Raw genomic sequence first — 22,607 nt, 5'->3', positions numbered from 1 at the left:
TATTGCCATGCGCATTTATCTGATCGACGCGAGGGGATAAATTAGTTCGGTGGACTCATTTCCTAGCATAGGCGCTCCAAGTTCAAACGAAACTGATTCAGCTTCGTCATTTGTCTAGTTGCTTTCGTTTGAACGACGCCTTGTTGTGCCGTGCCGCATGCAGACAAAATCCTGTCGTTTTGGAAAAAGCCTCCCTAAGAATTGTGACAGCGACGAAAGCTCTGTCACATTTATTGTCATAAAAATGACGTTCAACCTTATGGGTCAATTGCTAAGTCTCTGAAAACGTGTTTCACTTTCCGTCGCTGACATTTTGTGACAAGCCGCAATCTGTCATCCAACCGTCATGTAGGACGGCTATCGGGAGTGCGCGAACACTGGAATCGACCGGGAGCGTTCGTCCGACTTAACAGGGGAGTCTAACAATGCTTGCTTTTACTGCGCGTCTGCTGTCTCTATCGACGGCAATCGCCGTTGGCGGAGTTTCTATTGCTGCAGCCGAACCATCAGCTGAACTTATCGCCGCTGCAAAGGCCGAAGGCCAGTTGACAACAATCGCCCTTCCACATGATTGGTGTGGTTATGGCGAAATCATCCAGAGCTTCAAAGACAAGTATGGCCTTAAAGTCAACGAACTGAACCCTGATGCGGGTTCGGGCGACGAAATCGAAGCCATCAAGGCAAACAAGGACAATAAAGGCCCACAGGCTCCTGACGTGATCGACGTCGGCTTCGCCTTCGGCACCACCGCCAAGAAAGACGGCCTGATCCAGCCTTACAAGGTTGCAACCTGGGACGAAATTCCAGATAGCGCCAAGGACCCAGAAGGCTACTGGTATGGCGATTACTACGGCGTTCTCTCCTTTGAAATCAACAAGGACATCGTCAAGGACGCCCCACAGGATTGGGAAGACCTGCTGAAAAGCGATTATGCAAATTCCGTAGCGCTTGCTGGTGATCCACGCGTTTCCGCACAGGCTATCCTGGGCGTTCACGCTGCAGGTATCGCAGCCGGTGCAGAACCAGGTGCTGAAGCTGGCAAGAAGGGCCTTGAATTCTTCAAGCAGCTCAATGCCAACGGGAACTTCGTTCCGGTTATCGGCAAGGCTGCTTCGCTTGCACAGGGTTCGACCCCGATCATCGTCCGTTGGGATTATAACGCGCTCGCAGACCGTGATACGCTTAAGGGCAATCCGGAAATCGAAACCGTCATTCCGAAGTCCGGTATCATTGCTGGCGTTTACGTGCAGGCAATCAGCGCTTACGCACCACATCCAAACGCTGCAAAGCTCTGGATGGAACACCTGTACTCTGACGAAGGCCAGCTTGGCTACCTCAAGGGCTATTGCCACCCGATCCGCTTCAACGCGATGGCAAAGGCTGGCAAGATCCCGCAGGATCTGCTCGACAAGCTGCCACCAGCAGAAGCCTATGAAAAGGCAATTTTCCCAACCTTGGAACAGATTGAAGCCGCTCAGGAAGAAATCACCAAGAACTGGGATAGCGTTGTCGGCGCGAACGTTCAGTAAGCGATCTATCGCTCCTGTTAGATCTGTGGCGACCAGAAATGGTCGTCACAGTGTTTGCATAATGGTTAGAGCGCAACCCGAAAACTGTGAAACGGTTTCGGAGAAGATGCGCGCAAGAACAAATGGTTGAGACGCGCCGATCTGAAAAAACGGATCGAAACGCGCTCTTAAAGAAAGAACGCATGAGTTCACCAGCCGAAACAGTCGCAGCATCAAGCCGGGTGCGTAAGCGGCAACTGCCACTTTCATATATCGGCGTTGCGCCCTTTTTCCTGTTCGCCATTCTCTTTTTGTTATGGCCGACGATGTATCTTGTTGTCGGTGCGTTTCAGGATCCGGACGGCAACTTCACCTTGAAGAACATTCAGGATCTTCTCCAGCCTCAGATTATGAGTGCGTACTGGATCTCGATCAAAGTCAGTCTCGCGTCTGCGCTCGGTGGTGCCTTGATTGGCTTCTTTCTGGCCTGGGCCGTGGTGCTTGGCAATCTGCCGCGTTGGCTGCGCCCGACCGTTCTGACATTCTCCGGCGTTGCATCCAATTTTGCTGGCGTGCCGCTGGCATTTGCCTTTCTGGCAACCCTTGGCCGCACCGGCTTTGTGACGATTCTGCTCCGCGAATGGTTCGGCTTTAATCTCTACTCCACCGGCTTTAATCTGCTCAGCTTCTTCGGCCTGACGATCACCTATCTGTTCTTCCAGATACCGTTGATGGTGCTGATTCTCACACCTGCACTCGACGGTTTGAAGAAGGAATGGCGCGAAGCATCTTCGATCTTAGGCGCTACCAATCTTCAATATTGGCGCATGGTCGCGTTTCCGATTCTTTGGCCAAGCCTGCTCGGCACAACGCTGCTTTTGTTTGCGAACGCCTTTGGCGCGATTGCCACAGCCTATGCACTGACCGGTTCTTCGCTCAACATCGTTCCGATCCTGCTCTATGCGCAGATCAGAGGTGACGTTCTGCATAACCAGAATCTCGGTTACGCGCTGGCGCTTGGCATGATCGTGATCACCGGGCTTTCCAATCTCCTTTACATCTGGCTGCGTATGCGTGCCGAAAGGTGGCAGCGATGAAAAAGGCCTTTAATCCGCAGAAAATCGGGGCATGGATCGCGTTCCTGATTGGTGCGATCTACTTCCTCGTGCCGCTGATCGGCACATTCGAATTTTCGTTGCGCATGCGGCGCGGCGAATATTCTTTCGATGCCTACCGCGTTGTGTTCGCCGATCCGAATTTTCAGGCGACCTTCACCTATTCCATAGTGCTGGGCATCCTGACAATTATCTTCGGCGTACTGCTTGTGGTGCCGACGGCCTATTGGGTCCGCTTGCGCCTGCCGCATCTGCGCCCTTTGATTGAGTTCATCACCTTGATGCCGCTGGTTATTCCGGCAATCGTCATCGTGTTCGGCTATTTGCGCATTTATAATTCGTCGTCATGGCTGCCATTCACCTCATCGACACGCGCAACCGATCTGTTGCTGATGTTCGGCTATATGACCCTGTCGCTGCCTTATATGTATCGTGCCGTCGATACAGCCATGCGCACGATTGATGTTCGAACACTGACCGAAGCAGCGCAAAGCCTTGGCGCTGGCTGGGGGCGAATCATGTTCAAAGTGATTTTCCCCAATGTCATGTCGGGCGTCATGAGCGGTGCATTCATCACTTTCGCCATCGTCATTGGTGAATTCACGCTGGCCTCACTCCTTAATCGTCCGGCTTTCGGCCCCTATCTCCAGCTTGTCGGCGCCAATCGCGCTTACGAACCATCGGCGCTGGCGATTATCTCATTTGGCATTACATGGCTCAGCATCATCATGTTGCAGCTTGTCTCACGCCTTAACAAATTCAAGACAACCGCCGGGTAACCTTCATGGCTTTTCTTAATCTAAAAAACCTGAAAAAGAGCTTCGGCGCCAATACCGTCGTCCACGATTTCAATCTCGCTGTCGAGAAAGGCGAATTTGTTTCCTTTCTCGGGCCTTCGGGCTGTGGCAAGACCACCGTTCTGCGCATGATTGCTGGCTTCGAGGGCGCGGATCACGGTGCAATTGAGATCAACGGCAAGGATGTGGTTGATCTCAAACCGAACCAGCGCAATATCGGCATGGTGTTTCAGGCCTATGCACTGTTTCCAAATATGACGGTTGCACAAAACGTGGCGTTTGGGCTGCGTGTTTCTGGCAAATCAAAGGCAGAAATCGATGCGACGGTCCAAGAAATGCTCAGCCTTATCCGGCTTGAGCATCTCGCAGATCGCTATCCATATCAGATGTCCGGCGGTCAGCAGCAACGCGTGGCGCTGGCGCGTGCGCTTGCAACCAAACCGCAAGTGCTTCTTCTCGACGAACCATTATCGGCGCTTGATGCAAAGATTCGTATTTCACTGCGTCAAGAAATCCGGGCGATCCAGCAGAAGCTTGGCATTACCACCGTGTTCGTGACGCATGATCAGGAAGAAGCGCTGTCGATCTCCGATCGAATCGTCGTGATGCATGAAGGCAAGGCCGATCAGATCGGCACACCATTCGACATTTACAACCGCCCTGCCTCGCGTTTTGTCGCGTCTTTCGTTGGCACGCTCAATATGCTCGAAGCATCGGTCAATGAACCGGCGCAAAACAGCATTGATCTTGATGGCCGCACCATAACGGTTCATGAAAAGCTTGGTCATCACGAAAAGGGCAAGGTGATTACGCTTGCGCTGCGCCCGGAAGCTGTCAGCCTTGAAGCGCGCAAGAGCCATGATACATCGCTCGACGCAACCATCGAAGATGTGCATTTCCTTGGCTCGGTTATCCGTACGCGCGTGGCGCTTGGTAAGAACCAACTTTCGTTCGACACGTTCAACGATCCGACACAGCAACCGCCGCAGCGCGGCGACAGGGTGACTGTGCATTTTGCCTCGCACGATCTGCTCGTTCTGGCAGATTAAAACCTTAAAAACGCATAAAACCGACGAAAAAGCCGCCAAAACTGGCGGCTTTTTTTTGTGAAAACTACATCGCTGGAGCTGTTGAGATTTTGGTTCTTACGTGCCGAAAATTGTGGCTTTCGAGAACCGGAGCGCAGCGTACATAAAGTACGTGAGCACCGGATCGCAGAAAGACGCTATTTGCAGGCCGTAAGAGCCGAAATATCTCAGTTCCAGGGGCCGTGGAAATCGCCTTCTTTGTCCACACGCTTGAAGCCGTGCGAACCGAAGAAGTCGCGCTGGCCCTGAATGACATTGGCCGTACCCTGCGACTGCGTGAAGCTGTCGAAGTAGCTCAATGCCGAACCAAGGGCTGGAAGCGGCAGACCAGCCAGTGCTGCCTGTGCCACAACCTTGCGAAGGCCCTTCGATGCCTTGCCCATACGTTCGACGAAAGCAGGAACCAACAGAAGATTTTCGATTTCCTGTCCTTCAAAGGCCTGCGCAATATCGTCGAGGAACAGCGAACGAATGATGCAACCTTCGCGCCAGATGCGGGCAGTGGTTGCAAGCGGAATATTCCAGCCATGTTCTTTTGAAGCAGCCGCCAGAACGGCAAACCCCTGCGCATAGGCAACAATCTTGCCAGCCAGCAGACCCTGTTCAAGATCAGCAAGAAACTGTGCCTGATCCGCAATATCAAGCGTGCGCGGTCCAGGCTTGTAAGCCTTTTCAGCGGCCTGACGTTCAGCTTTCAGCGAAGAGATCGAGCGCGCATCAACAGCCGCTTCAATGCCGGTCGCCGGAACGCCCAGCATCTGCGCTTCAATCGCCGACCAGCGACCAGTGCCCTTCTGTCCGGCCTGGTCGAGAATCATATCGACCATCGCCTTGCCGGTTTCAGGGTCGGTTGCCTTCAAAACTTTGGCAGTGATTTCAATAAGATAGGAATTGAGCGGACCGGCATTCCACTTTTCGAAAACATCACCAATTGCGGGTGCCGAAAGGCCAAGACCATCGCGAAGAATGCCATAGATTTCGGCAATCATCTGCATGTCGGCATATTCAATACCATTGTGAACCGTCTTCACGAAATGGCCTGCACCATCGGGTCCGACCAGCGCACAGCAAGGCTCGCCCTTATATTTCGCAGCCGCCGCCAAAAGAATTGGCGCGATGCGATCATAGGCTTCCTGCGTGCCGCCAACCATCATTGAAGGACCATTGCGCGCACCTTCTGCACCACCGGAAACACCCATACCAACAAAGGTTGGATCATTCGGGCCAAGCGCCTTCAGACGGCGCATCGTGTCGCGGTAATCGGAATTGCCGGCATCGATCATGATGTCGCCATGCTCAAGATAGGCCTTGAGGCGGGTGGTTTCCGCATCGACCGGCGCGCCAGCCTTGATGAGGAAAATGATCGGGCGCGGCTTGCGGATATTGTCAGCCAGCTCTTCAAAAGTGGCGCAAGGGATGATCTTGTCACGCAGCGCGCCAGCTTTTTCGATGAATGCTTTCAGGACGGGCTCGTCGCGGTCATAGACGGCTACAGTATAGCCCTTCTCGGCGATATTCAGCGCAAGGTTCGAACCCATAACGCCGAGGCCGACCATTCCGATATCTGCTTTTTCCATTTTTTGCCCTTTTGAAATACACAGCCTTTGGCTTGTCATACGGAAATACTGAACTGTCTTCGCTACTTGCTGTCGCACTCTTGAGCGCCAGCGCTTTCCAGTCTGTATCCTATTCTTGGATGATCTAGGGCATATGACGCAAATTTGATAGGCCTTTTCCAAAAAAACTAACCGATTTAAATGCACCTGCCCTCTCGCATTTATCACGCAACAACGTTAGCAAATGAGTGACAGGGGATTATAAAGGCTCGGCGGCAAATCATGACAAACAGTCAGCGCAACGGCAAAGATTTTCGATGGGGCATCTGGGGAACCGGCACGATTGCCAGCGCCTTTGCAACCGATATTCAGGCAAGCCGCAATATGCGTGTAAGCGCTGTTTGCTCACGCTCGCTTAATACCGCAGAAGATTTCAAAACCCGCATCGATGCAGAGCGCGCCTATGATAATGCGCAGGCCTTTCTCGCCGATCCGGAAATCGATGCAGTCTATATTGCCACGCCGAACGCGATGCATGTGCCACAAACTTTGCAGGCGATAGCCGCCGGAAAAGCTTGCCTCACGGAAAAGCCGATTACGCTCAACGCAGCCGGCGCAAACCAGATCGAAGCGGCGAGCAAGGCGCATCAGGTCTTTGCAATGGAAGCCATGTGGAGCCGTTTTCTACCGGCGGTTCAGGCCGCGCACGCGCATATTGCGACCGGTCGGATCGGCGCGATCAACCGCGTTGAGGCTGACCTGTCCTATTTTCGCAAGGAAGACCCACAAAGCCGCTTTTTCGATCCAGCACTCGGTGGCGGTGCAGCCTTTGATCTCGGCGTTTATCCGGTTTCGCTGACACTTAGTTTTCTGGGTTTACCTGATGTGGTGAGCGGACGCTGGATACGCGCAAACAGTGGTGTGGATATGCGCACTGTCATCGAACTCAGCTACCCCAATGCCAAAGCGCAGCTTTCCTGCGGCTTTGATCATGACGGCACAAACCAGCTGCTGATTGAAGGCACCAAGGGCGCGATTTTGCTGAACGCGCCGTTTCTCAAGGCGCAACGCCTCACGATCTTTTCGGAGAAGGTGCTGAATTCCCCCATCGGCCCAAAGGGGCCGGGCGGTCTTGTTGGAAAAATCCTCAACCGCCTGCCGCTGCCCGGCAGAACGGTTGAGCATTATGCATTTTCAGGCAATGGGCTACAATTTCAGGCGGAAGCCGTGCGTGATGCAGTGATGCGCGGCGAAATATCTAGCCCGATCATGCCGCTGGAACACAGCGCTGTCGTGGCAAACATCGTCAGCACTGTGTTATCGCAGAAGCCGAACTAAAAGCTGCTTTGAACCTTATAGGGTGCCGCATTCTCACCGGCATTGTTGAGCGCAAGCGCCACTTCGGTAATGTGCAGTGCCACAGCGCCCGAAAAAAAGGCCGTGCCACCTGTTTCAATGGCGCGCGCCTGATCGGCCACGCCGCGCATGAAATCGATCTGCGACGGGAAAGATGGCAAAGTGACCGCATCGCTTTTCGGATAATTAAGCTTGCTGCCGGCGGCTGGTTTCCATGCAAGCGTCTTACCGAGCTTGGCTTCGAGACGACCAAAAACACGTGAAAGAATGGATCGCTTGCGCTCTGTTGATTCTAGGCGAACTGCGGATCGGTTATCCCAAAGATCATCAACGGTGATCGATCCTTTGTCGGCAACAATCGTCAGGCTGCGATCTTTTGGCATTGCAAGCCCGGAAGTCAGACGCGCCACAAGACCCGATTTGAACCGCAGGCAACCAACGGAAAAATCCGGTGCCATGTGCAGATGCTCAGTGCCCGGTCCTTTGTTCTGGAAGGTGATCGAAGAAAAAGCAGTCACACTTTCCACCGGACCAAACAGCGACACCAGCCACGAAAGCGCATAGCCTGCATGTTCCAGCGTGCAGCCAATCTCAAATTCATGCAGACCCGGCCAAGGTGCGCCCGATTGCGAGCGCCATGTCGCCCATTTATCGCGAAAAACCGGACCGTCTTCCATTTCGGCATAGACCAGTCGCGGTGTGCCAATCTCGCTCATCGAACTTGCAACAAGCTTCTGCGCATCGCTCAAAGCATTGGCTGGTGCTGCCGCAAGTGTCAGGCCTTTTGAGCTGGCAAATTCAACGAGCGCCCTGGCATCGTTGAAATCCATCGCCAAAGGCTTTTCCGAATAGACATGCTTGCCAGCCTCAAGGGCCGCACGCGAAATGGCATAATGATTTTCAGGCGTTGTGAGATTAAGTACAATCTGCACCTGCTCATCGGCCAAAGCCGCCTCATAGCTCTCATAGGCACGCACGCCATAATGCGCCGCGAAAACTTTGAGCCGCTCCACTGAGCGATCAAACGCGCCAAGCAGGCGCAATTGCGGATAATTGCGCAGCGTAGTCATATAATAATCGGCGACGAAGCCCGTGCCAATGATAGCGATATTCATAAGTAACTCCGCTTGGGGATCGTAACTTTAGCCGTCATGCGCAGGCCAAAAATTGCAAAAATGAGCATGAGCCAGACCGGATCCATGCGTCGGAAGAAGAAGCTTTCGAGCATCGCATTGAGCGTGCCGAAAAACACGAACATCAGAAAAAAATCTGCAAGCAGAAGGTTTTCACGTGTTTGCTTACACCGCATATAATTGACAAGCGGCATGATGATAATCACCACGATTGCGCAGATAAGCCCGATAAGTCCCATGGAAAGCGTGATATCGAGATAACCATTATGCGCGTGCACAATGCCGCGCACATCCCAATCAAGATAATAGGGATTGGCAGCATTTTTGGCCAAACCCGTACTCCAGAAGCTTTCATAGCCAAAGCCTGTCCATGGACGACTATGCAGTGCCTCAATCGCAAAAGCCCAGATGGATGTGCGCCCAGTAAATGTCGGGTCGACTGAAAAATTCAGCACGAGCTGGTGCAGCGGTTCGAACAACACTGTGCCGATGGTAAAAAGCGCAAACAACAACTGAATGACGAAGATCATCAGTGGCGCAAGCCCACGCAGGCCAAAGAGCCCCGGTCCGATGACCAAAAGCATGGCAAAGGGAACAAGAGCTACAGTTGTTTTTGAACCTGTATGAGCCACGAAAAACAGGGCTGACAAGGCGATAAGCGCACCACTTATGCGCCAGCCACGCCGCCACAGATAAATCCCCGCAAAGGCAAATACTGCCATAACCGGCCCGGCAATATTCTTATGCGTAAACACCCCACGCCAGAGATATGAATTCTGCGGCTCGGCTGCATCCGCGCCATGAGTGCCAAGATTGGGCAGTAAAACAACACCGACATAGGAGATGAGGATCACGATAGACGCAACAATCAGCAGCATCCAAGAATAGCCATCCGCATCTTGCGGCAAAGCCAGAACGGCCATGATCGCAATCACGCCGATCAGGGTCAGCATAATGCCGCGAATAGCGGTTCCGGGATCAGGACTGGTGAAGGCAGACATGAGCAGAATTGCAAACATAAGCCCCCAGCCAAGGCTTGCGAGCCGCAAGACCTTGTTCGGATTGGCAAACATTGCAAGTGCTGCCAGCGAAATAACGCCGACAAGTCCAAAGCCAAGCTGATTGACAGAATCGCCCACCTGCTGTCCATCGACAACGACGACCGGCGAAAACGGGCGAAAAGAAATCAGCAGAATGCAGAATATAACCGTCGCGGTGACGAGCGCGATCTGGCGCATCGTCACCTTCAAGGGATCGGACGAAGTGGTATCAATTCTTGTCCGGGTTGCGATACTGCTCATTCAAATATCCAAAATGCGCCATCACCCGACCAAGACCGATATGGATGAAATAAGTACCAACCGGCGCAAAGCCCGCTGCAACGCCTCGTCTCACAGCCTTGATCGGCGAATAGGCAAGGAGAGCAAGGCTCTTAAGGAACACGCGTACCTGACCAAGAGGCTCATCCTTGCGCTTGCGCTGTTCGATCAGGGTAGAGAGAACACCATTGCGAAGGCCGCGCGACCTGATCCAATCATTTTCCAGACGGCGCTCTGGAATAGTTTCACGCACGATGCCTTCAGCACACCAGGCAACCTTGAAACCCTTGGCAATTGAGCGCGACAGGAAGTCGGAATCACCGCCGCCGGTGAAGTTGAACTTCAAATCCATGAACGGATAGCCATGCGCTTCCAGAACAGGACGCGCAATCAGCAGATTGCCCGAAGAATAGATGATCGGCACCGGGCCAGTCTTGGTATAATGCGGCAGGAAAACAGGGTGCTTTTTCCACTGATCCGAGTTTGGCTTCTCGAAAATCGGATACTGCGGACCACCAACCAGACTGACATCATAACGTTCAGCGGTCGAAACCATGTTTTCGATCCAATCAGGATCGGCCAGTTCATCATCATCAATGACAATGACATATTTGAAATTCGGGAAGAACTTGGTCGCGGTCAGCCAGCCTGCATTATAAGCATTGCAATTGCCGCGATGGGATTCGCCAATCAGCATCCCGCTATATTTTCCAGCCTCAAAAAGCGGGGCAGCAACTGTTGCGCCCTCTTTCTTTTCAGTCTCGTTTTCGATAACCACCACCGCCCAGCGACGCTTGGTTGTCTGCGCGTTTAGCGTATCGAGCGTTCTGATCAGGTGCTCAGGCCGCTTAAATGTCGGGAGCGAGACGACGATATCAATCTCGTCATAAGCAAGCCCGGGTGTTTTAGCGATTACTTCAATATGATCCGGTAAATCTATCATCTCGGCTTCCGATTTATTTCAGAGATTTATATTTTATGTTTATCTTTCCACTATTGATAAACGTTTAAAGAAAAGTTCACCGCATGTCTGTAGAGACTGTCTTTAGAGCATAATCCGACCGGAGTGAAACGAGGATCGAAAAGATTTTGCTTCAAGTAAAAGAGTTTAGAGCGCGATATGATAATTCAGATCGAAACGCGCTCTAATAGAGAATTATTAAGATCGTTCAGGAGCTGATTTGCAACCGTTTCGTCTTGTCTTCGTAACATCACTTGTTCCCCATGCTATCGCTTCGACGGGTTATGAAGTTGCGAATGCCGCCGTTATTGATGGTCTTCGTCGCGCCGGTGCCCATGTCACGGTTCTGGGCTTTACCTGGCCAGGACATAAGGCTGCTGAAAACAAAGACACAATCGTGCTTGGCGAAGTGGAAGTGCGCACCGAAGGCGCAGGTATCAAGCGCAAGATCGAATGGGTGGCCACATCTTTCCTCACCGGGCTCACTGTATCATCGGCAAAGCTGCGGGTTATTCCAGCGATTGAGCTACATAATGCAATCACCGAACTTGGTGATTTCGATGCCTATGTGTTGAATGGTGTGACGTTGCCCGGCGCTTTCGAAAAAATTTTTAAAAACAAGCCTTCGATCTTTGTCGCGCATAATGTCGAATATCGTTCGGCAGAAGAAAATGCAGCCGACGCCAAAGGCAAAATTCAGAAATATCTGTTTGGCCGCGAAGCGCGCATTCTCAAAAAGCTCGAAAACCGGCTTTGCAAACAGGCAAATTTCGTCTTCACATTTGCGGAGGATGATGGCACGGTACTGGGTTTGAGCAGCGAAAAATTCGCGACATTGCCACTTGTGATGCCGGGCAATGGTGCGTCATCAACGGTTCATCCCGCAAAGCACGATTTGGCGCTGATTGGCACATGGACATGGCATCCCAACCGCATCGGACTTGAATGGTTCCTGCGTGAAGTCAAACCTTTGCTGCCAAAAGACATTTCCATCGCAATTGCCGGAAATACGCCTGCCGATCTGATGAGCGCATGGCCGGGTATTAATTTCGTCGGTAAAGTTCCTGATGCGACAGAATTTGTAGAAAGCGGGAAGCTCGTGCCGCTGATCAGCCGTGCGGGAACCGGCGTTCAGCTCAAAACCATCGAGACTTTCGAGCTTGGAATGCCAAGTGTCGCAACGGCTCATTCGGTGCGCGGCATTGGCAATATTCCGGCCAATTGCACCATTGCCGACAAGCCTGCAGAATTTGCAGCCGCTATCGTCGAGCGCCTGAAAACAATCAATGATGGCGACCGTCAGCGCTTGGATGGCAAAGCGTTCAAACAAGCACAAATCAATGGCATGGACGTTGCTATTACCAGAGGCCTCAAAACACTTCGGGACGTGACAGGAAAAGCAGACTGACATGACAAAAAGCTCCCCCGAAAACATCGAATATCGGAATATTCTCGGCATCAAGGTCGCATGTTTCGACTGGGACAGTTCATTCGCTTATTTTGAAAAGCGGATTGTGAGCCGCGAGTTCATGAAACAGGGCTGGCTTAACGCCAACAACGCCAATATCGCGCATGAAGACCCAGCCTATATGAAGGCTCTCGAAGACTTCCTGATCCTGCCTGACGGTATCGGTGTCGATATTGCAAGCAAGGTTGCCTATGGCAATAAATTTCCAGCCAATCTCAATGGTACCGATTTCATTCCCGGCCTGATGCAGCATGTCAAACAGCCTATGAAAGTCGCACTTCTGGGCGGCGGTCCCGGTGTTGCAGACGAAGCCGCACAGCTTTTCACAAGCCAAATTCCCCAGCATGATTTCCGTGTGATTTCTGACGGCTATTTCAAGCCTGCCGATATTGACGGCATTTTGGGTCAGCTTGCTGATTATCACCCGGATATTTTGCTCGTCGCCATGGGCGTGCCACGGCAGGAAATGTTCATTGATCATTATATCACCGCACAACATTGCACCATTGCAAGTGCTGTCGGCGCGCTGTTTGATCTGCATACAGGACGCGTACAGCGTGCGCCGCATTGGGTTCGCACGCTCAAAATGGAGTGGGTACACCGTTTGATGCAGGAGCCGCGCCGTCTGGCAAAGCGCTACCTTATCGGCAATCCGGTCTTTCTCTGGCACGTCGCAAAGGAAAAGCTGACAGGGGGCAAGCCGTGAAGACAGCCATTGTTACGGCAAGCTGGGATCAGGATTTTGAGCGCTGCAAGCTCTTATGCGAAACCATGGACAAATATGTCACCGGTTTCACCAAGCATTACATCCTTGTCGACAGCAAAGATGTGGCGCTTTTCCGCCAAATAGAAAGTGCAAACCGCATCGTCATTGACGAGCGTGATCTGCTGCCCTCATGGCTGCGCGCATTCCCGGACCCAAGCTATCTTGGACGTCGACGTGTCTGGTTGTCGTTTAAAACCAAACCCTTGCGCGGCTGGCATGTGCAGCAGTTGCGCCGCATTGCGCTCGCAAGCAAGGTGGAAGAAGACGGGCTTCTTTACACAGATTCCGACACTGCATTTGTAAAGCCGTTTGATTGCAGAACACTCTGGCAGGGTGACAAATTGCGGCTGTTCTATCGGCCCGATGCGCTTGCCAATCCCGAATGGCCGGAGCATCCGGTCTGGGCGGAAAATGCCGGGAAACTGCTTGGTGTCAAAAACGGCAAGAGCGTGCTCAATGACTATATCGGCCAGCTTGTGTCCTGGCGCAGGGATTCGGTCGTCGGTATGTGCGAGCGTATCGAAAAGCACACCGGCCAGCATTGGGTTGCAGCTATCGGAAATGTGCGTCGTTTTTCAGAATGCTTTATTTATGGCCATTATGTCGATGATGTTCTGGAGGGTGCGGGGCATTTCCACGACACGCATGATCTGTGCCGTATGCAGTGGTTTGCGCCTCCACCCACGGAAGAAGAATTTCGCACGTTCATTGCCGAAATGGAGCCGCATCAGGTTGCCATCGGCATGCAGTCCTTCCTAAGCCTGTCGGTCGGCGACATCCGCCGTATCATCGGCGCTTAAGAACCCAATCCTGAGAACATAAAGCTCGAAGCATCGCTTCGGGCTTTTTTTACACCCGCTTTGCCGGTAATTTCATGCTCGTGTAAGTGAAAACCAGCGAAAGCAGATAAATCCCCGCAAAGACAAAGTTCAGCCCAGCAATCCAGTCATTATTGTCGCCATGATAAATCAGCAACAGCCAGACGAACAATGCCTTGGCACTCGTCATTAGCACCATGCTGATCGTGCGCAGACCAGACTGACCACGCGCATAAAGTATCTCCGTCTGATACTCGATCATATTGCGGAAACCCGGTACCAGCAGCACCAGCGGCAAAAGGCCTACGATCGGGGCAACACTTGCGCCCAGCGCCTTGGGGAAGAATTGCAGGAAGATCACCATCGCGCCAAGGCCTGCAACGGACACGCTAAAGACTGCAAACTCCAGCCCAGCCCTTATGCGTAATGAAGCCAGCATATCGGGGCTACGCATCAGCTTTTGCACCAGCATCATATTGAACGACCGGATCGGTAGCGCCGTCAGATCGACAAGCCGCATGATGATGGCATAGATACCCGCGGTGGTCGGTCCGCCAATGCTCAACACCAGAAGCTTGTCGAGTTCGCTCTGGATATAGAACAGCAGTTCAGCGCCCATGACCGCAATCGAATCCGACAGGCGACGATAATAAAGCCGCGGCTCAAACCGCAACTTCACTTTTGGATAGAAGCGCAGTGCAACAATAAGCGCAACCGCATTGCACCCCACATACCACCACGCCCAATGCGCGATATCGTGGGTTGCTGCAAAAAACATGAACAACACAGCGGCAACAGCACGAGTCGTGGTGCCAAAAATCACAAGCAGTGCCGAAATTCCAAAGCGGCGCAGCCCGTTGTTGACGATAATAATCATCTCGGTGGAGCGCCACAAAAGCGCTTCGGCAATCACCACAACTGCAAATGGCAAAAACGCAATATCACGGCTGAAAAAGACGAAGTATACGAGCCACGAACAAACGGCGAAAAGCGGCAGAGAGATCATAACCGCTGCAAGATACCCGGCGGTATAGGTCCCGAGCAGTAATGGTTTGACCGTCGAGATACGATAAAGCGGCGAACTAAAGCCGAGCGAGACAAGACGCGACAAGACAACACCGGTGCCGGAAGCGGTGGCAAAAATGCCGAAGTCGCCAGTGGGCAGCGTGTTTGCAAGTGCTATAAAATAAAGAAGCGAAACGACCAATCGCCCGGCTGAACCGGAAAAGAGCGAAAAGTAATCCCGCACCACTGCGCCTCGGCTACCCGATAATTTCTGGAGTGCTTTTGCGATCACTCAAGGCCCCGTATTTACTTAGCCGTTGCTTATAAGGCCGTATTTTCCGACCGTTATGCGAAACTTAGACAAAAAGACTTAATTAAAATGCACCAAAACGATTATCAATCTGCCTATTAACCATTTGTTCTGCATAAAAAAACTATAGTCCAAAGCAGATAAGTCATTTCGGGGTACGGACATCTTTGACGATGAGCGGTGACGACAAGCGCAATAAGGGAAGAGAGGAAAAGCCTCTTCTGGCATTTTCAGACGCGCCTGAGGCAAGCCGCGACGAATCTGACACGTCTAAACGCGAAAAGCAGACAATTACCCCACCCTGGACACCGCCTGCGACCCCTGAAGAACGCGCCGAACTATTCCGCACACAGCAGGAAAACAAGGCAACCGCCGAGCAGGAAGCTACTGAGCTTCGCGCCCGCATGGCTTCAATCAAGGCTGAACTCGAGCGCAAGATCGCTGAGCGTGAAAATGCGAAGAAAAATCAAACTGTTGACGAAATCGCACAGGAGCCAGCAGTGATCGCAACACAAACGCCGCCACCTGTGCGACGCGAAGTGACTGACAATGAATGGAAGCCGCTGATTGATCCGCGGGTGGTGATTGAAGTGGTCAATGGCTCGCGCAGACTGCTGATCGCAACCACACTAATCGGCGGCATTGCAGCAGCGCTTTATGCCATGACCATACCGCAGTTGTATGTCGCATCGACCGATATTCTGGTTGATCCGCGCAATATCAAGTCGGTCGGAACCGAACTGACCCCCGGTCAATTACCCACCGATGCATCGCTGGCCATTGCCGAAAGTCAGGCACGACTACTAGATTCGTCCAGCGTCTTGCTGAAAGTGATCGACGAGGCTGATCTTACCAACGATCCCGAGTTCAATGGAACTCTGGTGCCGACCGGCATTGCAGGCTTTTTTGCTCAAATCAAAACGATGTTTCGCCCAAAAACAGAAAGCAATAGTCAGGCGCTTAAAACCCGCGTTCTTTATAATCTCTATGACAGCCTGACAATCGGGCGCGATGCCAAAACCTTTATCTATTCCATTTCAGTTAAAACACGCAGCGCTGAAAAATCCGCTGAAATCGCCAATCTGATCGGCACCGTTTTTGAGAGCGAACTGGACTCGCTCCAATCGGACGCTGCGCGCCGCAATTCGGAAGAACTCTCCAAGCGCCTAGCGGATATGCGTGGCAGCGTTGAAAAGGCAGAACAATCGGCCGCTGATTTTCGTGCATCGCGTGATCTCGTCGATGTCGATGGCAAACTGATCAGCGACAATGATCTGACGCGGCTCAACGACCAGCTAACCAATCAGCGCGCCGAAACCATGCGGCTTCAGGCGCGTGTTCAGGTGCTTAGCGATGCCAATACCGGCAGCGTCATTTCCGGTACACTGCCGGAAGACTTGCGTTCCAACACGCTGACGGCTTTGCGCGCGCAATTTGCTCAGGCCAGCCAGACCGCAAACGGCGCATCGACTCAGCTTGGGCCGCGCCATCCGCAATATATTCAGCTTCAAACGCAGAAGCAGACCCTTCTCAACGATATTGATGCAGAACTGCGCCGTATCCGCGCCTCTTTGCAGGTGGAAGTTGCCCGCTCTGTTCAGCAGGAGCGTGACTTGAGCGCCCGTCTGGCACAGCTCAAATCGCAGCAGGCCAATAGCAATGATGATCGGGTGAAGCTGCGCGAACTGGAACGCGAGGCCTCGACGCTGCGCTCGGTCTATGAAGCATTTCTGCTTCGCTCGCGTGAAACGAGCGAACAGGAAGGCATCACCACCACCAATGTCCGAGTGATTTCGGAAGCGCGTCCGCCGCTTGATCCCGCAGGATCGTCGCGCAAGCTGATTGTGATTGCAGGTCTTATTGCAGGGTTCTTGGCAGGTCTTGCCATTACAGCCGTCCGCAACTTCGGACGGTTGGTGCGTATCAGTTAAAGCATTTCCAGCAAAAGTGCGTCAGCTTTTTGGGTAGGACAATGCGTAAAAACAAAAGAATGGAGCCTTTCTTCTGATTAAATCAAAATCGAAAACGCTCTAGGATTTTGAAACTTTACGCCCACTAGCTCGCAAGATACCCTGCACGCCATCGAGATGACCGGCCTTCAATTCCAGCGCCAAAAAACGGCGCTTTTCAAAAGGACCGGGCATAGAAAGCTCTGCGGTCTTTTCAGCCGAAAAGCCAAAGCGCTCGTAATATTCCGGGTCGCCGACAAGCAAAATCGCGCCGTGGCCAAGGCGTTTTGCTTCATCAATCGCATGATGCATCAGTGCCGAACCAATGCCGCAACCACCTGCCGATGGGTCAACCGCAAGCGGTCCGAGCAGCAAAGCCTTGACCGGAAAGCCAAATGCATCCAGTCCGGCATGGACATTCCATAACCGTACGGTGCCAGCAAGCGAACCATCGGCTCCGACAGCAGCAAAAGCCAGACCTTCGGCGGGAAGCCGACCACGGCGCAGCTTTTCCGACGACTTTCTGCGACGGCCTTCGCCCATGGCGCGGTCGAGCAAAGCTTCACGTGCGCCAATATGCATGGCCGTTTCACCGGTAATCGCAAAGACCGGGTGAAAAAGCGGCAACAGGCCGGTTACGATATTTTCTTGAATTTCCAGATTTGCATTCATGACATCTCACCCCAAAATGGGTAGCCGCACATCCTGCCCAGCACTTTTCAGCACCGGGCAGATTGAGAGGATCTCTAGGTTAAAACCTAAAAGATCAGATGACGTATGATCGGAGCGGTTCGAACCCGTTGAACGCCACCGCCGAATAGGTGGTGGTGTAAGCGCCCGTGCCTTCGATGAGGACTTCATCACCGATGGTCAGCGACACTGGCAACGGATAAGGCGTCTTTTCATACATAACGTCCGCACTGTCACAGGTTGGGCCAGCCAACACACACGGCTCGGTTTCACCGCCGTCACGTGGGGTCACGATCTGGTAGCGGATCGCCTCATCCATGGTTTCGGCCAGACCACCGAATTTGCCAATGTCGAGGTAAACCCAACGCACATTGTCGTTGTCCGACTTACGCGAAACCAGAACCACTTCGGTCTTGATCACGCCTGCATTACCAACCATGCCGCGACCCGGCTCAATGATGGTTTCTGGAATGCGGTTGCCGAAATGCTTTGAAAGCGCATCGAAAATCGCCATGCCGTAAGCCTGAGCGGTTGGTACATCCTTGAGGTAACGGGTTGGAAAACCGCCGCCCATATTGACCATGCGCAGAACAATGCCTTCGTCAGCAAGTGTGCGGAATACCGATGCGGCATCGCTCAATGCGCGATCCCATGCGGTGAGGTCCGTCTGCTGCGAGCCGACATGGAACGACACACCGTAGGAGTCGAGGCCCAGTGCCTTTGCATGACGCAGCACGTCAATTGCCATGGCAGGCACGCAGCCAAACTTGCGCGACAACGGCCATTCAGCACCTTCACCGTCGGTCAGCACGCGGCAGAACACGCGGCTGCCAGGAGCAGCACGCGCAACTTTTTCGACTTCTTCAACGCAATCAACCGCATAGAGGCGAATGCCAAGTTCGAAAGCACGCACAATATCGCGTTCTTTCTTGATGGTGTTGCCATAAGAAATGCGGTTTGGCGTTGCACCGGCTTCCAGTGCCATTTCTATTTCGGCAACCGATGCCGTATCGAAGCACGAGCCAAGGGAAGCCAGAAGACGCAGGACTTCCGGCGCAGGATTTGCCTTCACAGCATAAAAAATGCGCGAGTAAGGCAATGCCTTTTCAAAATTCTGATAGTTTTCGCGCACGACATCCGTGTCGACCACGAGGCAAGGGCCATCTGGGCGGCGGGTGTTGAGGAAATCAATAATACGCTGTGTTGCCATGGTCGTTCTCCCGCGCGGCTTGATTGGCCGCATCTAGAGCGCAATCCCTTTGCGGAATTGCGCAGAAAAAACACTTAGGGAATATGACCAAGCCCACCATGGGCCAAGAAATTCTCTAAGAGACAAAGTAAGCATAAGCGCATCCACGGTGAGGACAGCCTTTGGAGATGCTGATGTCACGCGAAAACTCATGCGGCGATGGAACAACGCTAAACCCGCGTTACTCCGCTTTGTCTGCCTTGGATTGGAATTGGGGAACCGCATCCGCACTTCTGGCAATGAAGGTGTGCCTCTTCAGTAATTCCGGCTTTTGGACAGCCGAAAGACACTAGAAAGGCCCGCACCGTCGTTGCTTCAAGATGTCCTTGATCTGGCGGTTGGCCTACAGATCAACTGGAGCGGTTAGGTCCAGGTACCATACCGAATTCCTCACCATTCGAGGATCGGCGGACACCCACAGGCACGTGCGACTTTGGGCAAGGGCGATATAATCTCAAAGATGTGTTGATTCAATGACAAATATCGGCTGCGCAAAAATAATTTTTAAGGCTTTGAATACGATCCGTCAGCTTGCCATTGTTCAACATTAGTGAAACAATCTTCCGGGAAAAATTCCTTTTCCTTAACCATAAATGCCAATTCCTGCAGCAAGTCGTGAACAATGACCAGCCTTGATACCTTCAACGCCTTCATCGCAAAAGCGGAAAATGCCCCGCCTTATTCGGTCCGAAGCCAGCTTGAAGGCGCAACTTTGGCAATCAAAGACATTTATGACGTGGCAGGCATGAAAACCGGCTGCGGAAATCCACAAATTTTGGCCGAATCACCTGTTGCTAATAAATCAGCTCCAGCGGTCGAAAAACTTCTCGCAGCAGGTAGCAAATTCATCGGAAAGACGCAGACAGACGAGCTGGCATTCTCGCTCATGGGTCAGAACGCGCATTACTCGCATCCGATCAACCCTTCCGCGCCTGACCGCGTCACCGGCGGATCATCGTCGGGTTCGGCAGCGGCTGTTGCAGGCAGGCTTGCCGACATAGCACTTGGTTCGGATACAGGTGGTTCGATCCGTGCGCCCGCCAGTTTCTGCGGGTTGATCGGCTTGCGCACCACGCATGGCCGTATTCCGCTTGAAGGTATTATGCCGCTTGCACCATCTCTTGATACAATCGGCTGGTTTGCACGCGACATCGATCTTTATGAAAAGGTGGGCGAAATTCTGCTTGGCGAGGACAAAGAGAGCTTTGCCTTTTCGCAGCTTCTTTATACGCCTCTTCTGGAGCATTTACTGCTCGGCCATGAGGAAACCGACACCTATCGTGCGATGTTTACCGCCGTGCGTCCACATTTTGCAAGTATCAAAGCGTCAAGTCAGTCTACACTATCCATTGATGAACTTTATCTCACCTTCCGCCAGATACAGGGTGCAGAAGCATGGGCCAGCCATGGTGCATGGATTTCATCGGGCGAACGCAATCTGGGTTCCGGCGTGGCAGATCGCTTTGCTTACGGAGCAGCGATCACGAATGAAGCCGTTGCCCATCATCGCAGCCGCCGCGCCCGCTTCAGCCTCGAATTGGAAACAATCATCGGCGACAATGCGGTTCTTGTACTGCCAACCGTACCCGGTGCAGCGCCTCTCGCCAATGAACCTTTCGAGACCTTACAAGCCTATCGCGAACAGGCGTTGCGGCTACTTTGCCTTGCTGTCCTTTCGGGTCTTCCGCAAATCACACTCCCGCTTGGAACAGTCCATAATGCGCCCATGGGCATTTCTTTCATCGGGCCACGCGGCAGTGACCGTGCACTAATCACCCTCGCGAAAAATATCCTCACCAAGACACTCCTCACAAAGACACAAGGCTGAGCTATGGACACCCTCACACGCATGCGTGCATTTATTGACGTGGTGGAAGCGGAAGGCTTTTCAGCCGCAGCCCGAAAAATCGGGCGTTCCAAAGCGCTGCTTTCCAAATATGTGCGCGAACTGGAAGATGAACTCGGCGCGCGGCTTCTCAATCGCACCACACGCCAGTTTTCTCTAACCGAAGCCGGTCACACCTATTATCATCGCGCAATCGAAATTATCCGCGAGATTGATGCACTTCAGGATGCTGTCAGCGAAACCAGTTCCGACGCACGCGGGCGTATAAAACTTTCAGCGCCGCGCACTTTTGCCGATGCGGTGATCGGACAATCGCTTATCGATTTCTGTCTTGCGCACCCCGAAATCGTGCTCGATGTGCGGCTGGATGATCGCTTCGTCGATATGGTGGAAGAAGGCTTCGACCTTGCAATCCGCATCACGCGCTTGCAGGATTCCTCTTTGATCGCCAAACGACTCTCACCTTTCCATTCAATACTCTGCGGCGCGCCAGAGCTCATCGCACGCGTTGGCAAACCAGAACGCCCCGAAGATCTTGCTGACAAACCGTGCATCATTGATACCAATGCTCGCTCGCGCAACAACTGGCATTTCCGCAATACCGATGGTTCAATGATGACGGTAACGGTCAACGGACCAATTGAAGTCAACAGCCCTGTTGCGACCAAAACCGCTGCTATTGCCGGACTTGGCTTTTGCACCCTGCCCGCTTTCATTGCCGAAGAAGAGATCGAGCGCGGCAGGCTCATCCCGTGCCTTGATGAATTTATCGTCAGAGATGGCGGCATTTACGCTGTTTACCCGCATCGCCGTTATCTTCCCGCCAAAATTCGAGCACTTGTCGACTTTCTGGCGCAGTGGTTCAAGGATCGGGAACTGCGCGAAGACGCAAAACTGTAAAAGATAATGGTATAAAGACGGTGCATCGTCCCACTTTTGCCGCCTTCGCGGCTATGCCTTGCATATGAAATTACGGAACAATTCATGCTTGATTTGCCATCATGGCTCAAAAGCCGTCTGGGCCTCGCCATAACACTGGCCGCAATCCTTACGCCCGTGAGTGTACAGGCACATCCGCATGTCTTTGCTGATGCTCGGCTTGAGGTATCAATTGCTCCCGATGGAACTGTGGAAAAGCTCGCTCATATCTGGCGCTTCGACGATGTATTTTCATCCACGGTTCTAATGGAGTTCGACAAAAACGGGGATTTGCAGCTCGACAAAAACGAGCTGATTGATCTTGGCCATGTCATCAACAGCTCCATCGCCGAATTTAAATACTTTCAAACCGTGCTTGCCGATGGCAAAGATTTGAAAATGGCACGTCCGAAAGATCTGGCAGCCGACTTCTCTGACAACCATCTGATGATCGTTTTTACTAGTAAGCCTGAAAAGCCACTGAAGCTTGAACCCGGACACAAGGTCAGTTTCGGGGTTTACGATCCGACCTTTTACACAGCTATCGACTATGTGAGCGACAATGAGCTGGTGGTTAAAGGACTGCCTGCAGGGTGCACATCGAAAGTCGTTCGTCCAAACCCCGATGAAGCAATCGCCCAGAACCAGGGTAGCTTAACGGATGCCTTTTTTAACGATCCTGCCGGGACAGATATGTCGAAGATTTTCGCCACTCGCCTTGAAATAGACTGCGCTGCAAAAGGATAGACAGATTT

General features: G+C 52.6%; 19 protein-coding genes. 12 read left to right on the top strand and 7 right to left on the bottom strand.

The window, feature by feature from the left end:
- Positions 1 to 425: 425 nt before the first annotated feature.
- From CEV31_RS13880 to CEV31_RS13865, 4 genes are all read left to right on the top strand, one after another.
- Complete coding sequence (locus CEV31_RS13880) at positions 426 to 1,529, top strand: ABC transporter substrate-binding protein (protein ID WP_094507654.1); 1,104 nt, start codon at positions 426 to 428, stop codon at positions 1,527 to 1,529.
- Positions 1,530 to 1,711: 182 nt separating this feature from the next.
- Positions 1,712 to 2,605 carry an ABC transporter permease gene (locus CEV31_RS13875; RefSeq protein WP_094507673.1) on the top strand — a complete coding sequence of 298 codons (894 nt, stop codon included), beginning with the start codon at positions 1,712 to 1,714 and terminating at the stop codon, positions 2,603 to 2,605.
- Entirely contained in the window at positions 2,602 to 3,402 is an 801-nt protein-coding gene (locus tag CEV31_RS13870) for an ABC transporter permease (RefSeq protein WP_094507653.1), read from the top strand. Before CEV31_RS13875 ends, CEV31_RS13870 begins: the two co-directional genes overlap by 4 nt.
- Positions 3,403 to 3,407: 5 nt before the next feature.
- Positions 3,408 to 4,469 (top strand): ABC transporter ATP-binding protein, encoded by a 1,062-nt coding sequence (locus CEV31_RS13865; RefSeq protein WP_094507652.1) that lies wholly within the window; start codon positions 3,408 to 3,410, stop codon positions 4,467 to 4,469.
- Positions 4,470 to 4,675: 206 nt separating this feature from the next.
- Here CEV31_RS13865 and gndA read toward each other — a convergent pair whose 3' ends face one another.
- Positions 4,676 to 6,085: an NADP-dependent phosphogluconate dehydrogenase gene (gene gndA, locus CEV31_RS13860; protein ID WP_094507651.1), complete on the bottom strand. Its 1,410-nt coding sequence runs from the start codon at positions 6,083 to 6,085 to the stop codon at positions 4,676 to 4,678.
- 261 nt (positions 6,086 to 6,346) lie between these two features.
- On the opposite strand from gndA, the gene CEV31_RS13855 reads away from it, so the two are divergent.
- Positions 6,347 to 7,402: a Gfo/Idh/MocA family protein gene (locus tag CEV31_RS13855; protein ID WP_094507650.1), complete on the top strand. Its 1,056-nt coding sequence runs from the start codon at positions 6,347 to 6,349 to the stop codon at positions 7,400 to 7,402.
- Here the strand turns inward: CEV31_RS13855 and CEV31_RS13850 are convergent.
- The 3 genes from CEV31_RS13850 to CEV31_RS13840 are packed head-to-tail and all read right to left on the bottom strand — an operon-like array spanning position 7,399 to position 10,815.
- Positions 7,399 to 8,535 carry a Gfo/Idh/MocA family protein gene (locus CEV31_RS13850; protein ID WP_094507649.1) on the bottom strand — a complete coding sequence of 379 codons (1,137 nt, stop codon included), beginning with the start codon at positions 8,533 to 8,535 and terminating at the stop codon, positions 7,399 to 7,401. The genes CEV31_RS13855 and CEV31_RS13850 overlap by 4 nt on opposite strands.
- Positions 8,532 to 9,854 (bottom strand): O-antigen ligase family protein, encoded by a 1,323-nt coding sequence (locus CEV31_RS13845; RefSeq protein ID WP_094507648.1) that lies wholly within the window; start codon positions 9,852 to 9,854, stop codon positions 8,532 to 8,534. Before CEV31_RS13845 ends, CEV31_RS13850 begins: the two co-directional genes overlap by 4 nt.
- Positions 9,823 to 10,815, bottom strand: coding sequence for a glycosyltransferase family 2 protein (locus CEV31_RS13840; protein ID WP_094507647.1), 993 nt, complete (start codon positions 10,813 to 10,815; stop codon positions 9,823 to 9,825). The genes CEV31_RS13845 and CEV31_RS13840 overlap by 32 nt, the downstream gene beginning before the upstream one ends.
- A 238-nt stretch (positions 10,816 to 11,053) precedes the next feature.
- On the opposite strand from CEV31_RS13840, the gene CEV31_RS13835 reads away from it, so the two are divergent.
- From CEV31_RS13835 to CEV31_RS13825, 3 genes are read left to right on the top strand one after another with little or no spacing between them, the layout of a single operon-like run.
- Positions 11,054 to 12,241: a glycosyltransferase gene (locus CEV31_RS13835; RefSeq protein WP_094507646.1), complete on the top strand. Its 1,188-nt coding sequence runs from the start codon at positions 11,054 to 11,056 to the stop codon at positions 12,239 to 12,241.
- Position 12,242: 1 nt separating this feature from the next.
- On the top strand, positions 12,243 to 13,007 hold the full coding sequence (locus CEV31_RS13830; RefSeq protein ID WP_094507645.1) for a WecB/TagA/CpsF family glycosyltransferase: 765 nt from the start codon (positions 12,243 to 12,245) through the stop codon (positions 13,005 to 13,007).
- Positions 13,004 to 13,867, top strand: coding sequence for a DUF6492 family protein (locus CEV31_RS13825; protein ID WP_169717359.1), 864 nt, complete (start codon positions 13,004 to 13,006; stop codon positions 13,865 to 13,867). Before CEV31_RS13830 ends, CEV31_RS13825 begins: the two co-directional genes overlap by 4 nt.
- Before the next feature lie 49 nt (positions 13,868 to 13,916).
- Here CEV31_RS13825 and CEV31_RS13820 read toward each other — a convergent pair whose 3' ends face one another.
- Positions 13,917 to 15,182 (bottom strand): lipopolysaccharide biosynthesis protein, encoded by a 1,266-nt coding sequence (locus tag CEV31_RS13820; RefSeq protein WP_094507644.1) that lies wholly within the window; start codon positions 15,180 to 15,182, stop codon positions 13,917 to 13,919.
- A 191-nt stretch (positions 15,183 to 15,373) separates the two neighbouring features.
- Between CEV31_RS13820 and CEV31_RS13815 the strand changes: the two genes are divergently transcribed.
- Positions 15,374 to 17,131, top strand: a complete 1,758-nt coding sequence (locus CEV31_RS13815; protein ID WP_094507643.1) for a GumC family protein — start codon at positions 15,374 to 15,376, stop codon at positions 17,129 to 17,131.
- Between the two features lie 99 nt (positions 17,132 to 17,230).
- Here CEV31_RS13815 and CEV31_RS13810 read toward each other — a convergent pair whose 3' ends face one another.
- Both CEV31_RS13810 and odc2 read right to left on the bottom strand, forming a co-directional pair.
- The gene (locus CEV31_RS13810; RefSeq protein WP_094507642.1) at positions 17,231 to 17,821 is read right to left on the bottom strand and encodes a GNAT family N-acetyltransferase; all 591 of its coding nucleotides are present in this window, start codon (positions 17,819 to 17,821) and stop codon (positions 17,231 to 17,233) included.
- Positions 17,822 to 17,915: 94 nt separating this feature from the next.
- Positions 17,916 to 19,049: an ornithine/lysine decarboxylase gene (gene odc2, locus CEV31_RS13805; protein WP_094507671.1), complete on the bottom strand. Its 1,134-nt coding sequence runs from the start codon at positions 19,047 to 19,049 to the stop codon at positions 17,916 to 17,918.
- A 661-nt stretch (positions 19,050 to 19,710) separates the two neighbouring features.
- Here odc2 and CEV31_RS13800 point away from each other — a divergent pair.
- From CEV31_RS13800 to CEV31_RS13790, 3 genes are all read left to right on the top strand, one after another.
- Complete coding sequence (locus CEV31_RS13800; RefSeq protein ID WP_094507641.1) at positions 19,711 to 20,916, top strand: amidase; 1,206 nt, start codon at positions 19,711 to 19,713, stop codon at positions 20,914 to 20,916.
- A 3-nt stretch (positions 20,917 to 20,919) separates the two neighbouring features.
- Positions 20,920 to 21,834 carry a LysR family transcriptional regulator gene (locus tag CEV31_RS13795; protein WP_094507640.1) on the top strand — a complete coding sequence of 305 codons (915 nt, stop codon included), beginning with the start codon at positions 20,920 to 20,922 and terminating at the stop codon, positions 21,832 to 21,834.
- 84 nt (positions 21,835 to 21,918) lie between these two features.
- Positions 21,919 to 22,599, top strand: a complete 681-nt coding sequence (locus CEV31_RS13790; RefSeq protein ID WP_094507639.1) for a DUF1007 family protein — start codon at positions 21,919 to 21,921, stop codon at positions 22,597 to 22,599.
- The last annotated feature ends 8 nt before the right edge of the window (positions 22,600 to 22,607 follow it).

Source organism: Brucella thiophenivorans (assembly GCF_002252445.1).
Lineage (GTDB): Bacteria > Pseudomonadota > Alphaproteobacteria > Rhizobiales > Rhizobiaceae > Brucella > Brucella thiophenivorans.
This window is presented reverse-complemented; position numbering and strand designations above follow the sequence as displayed.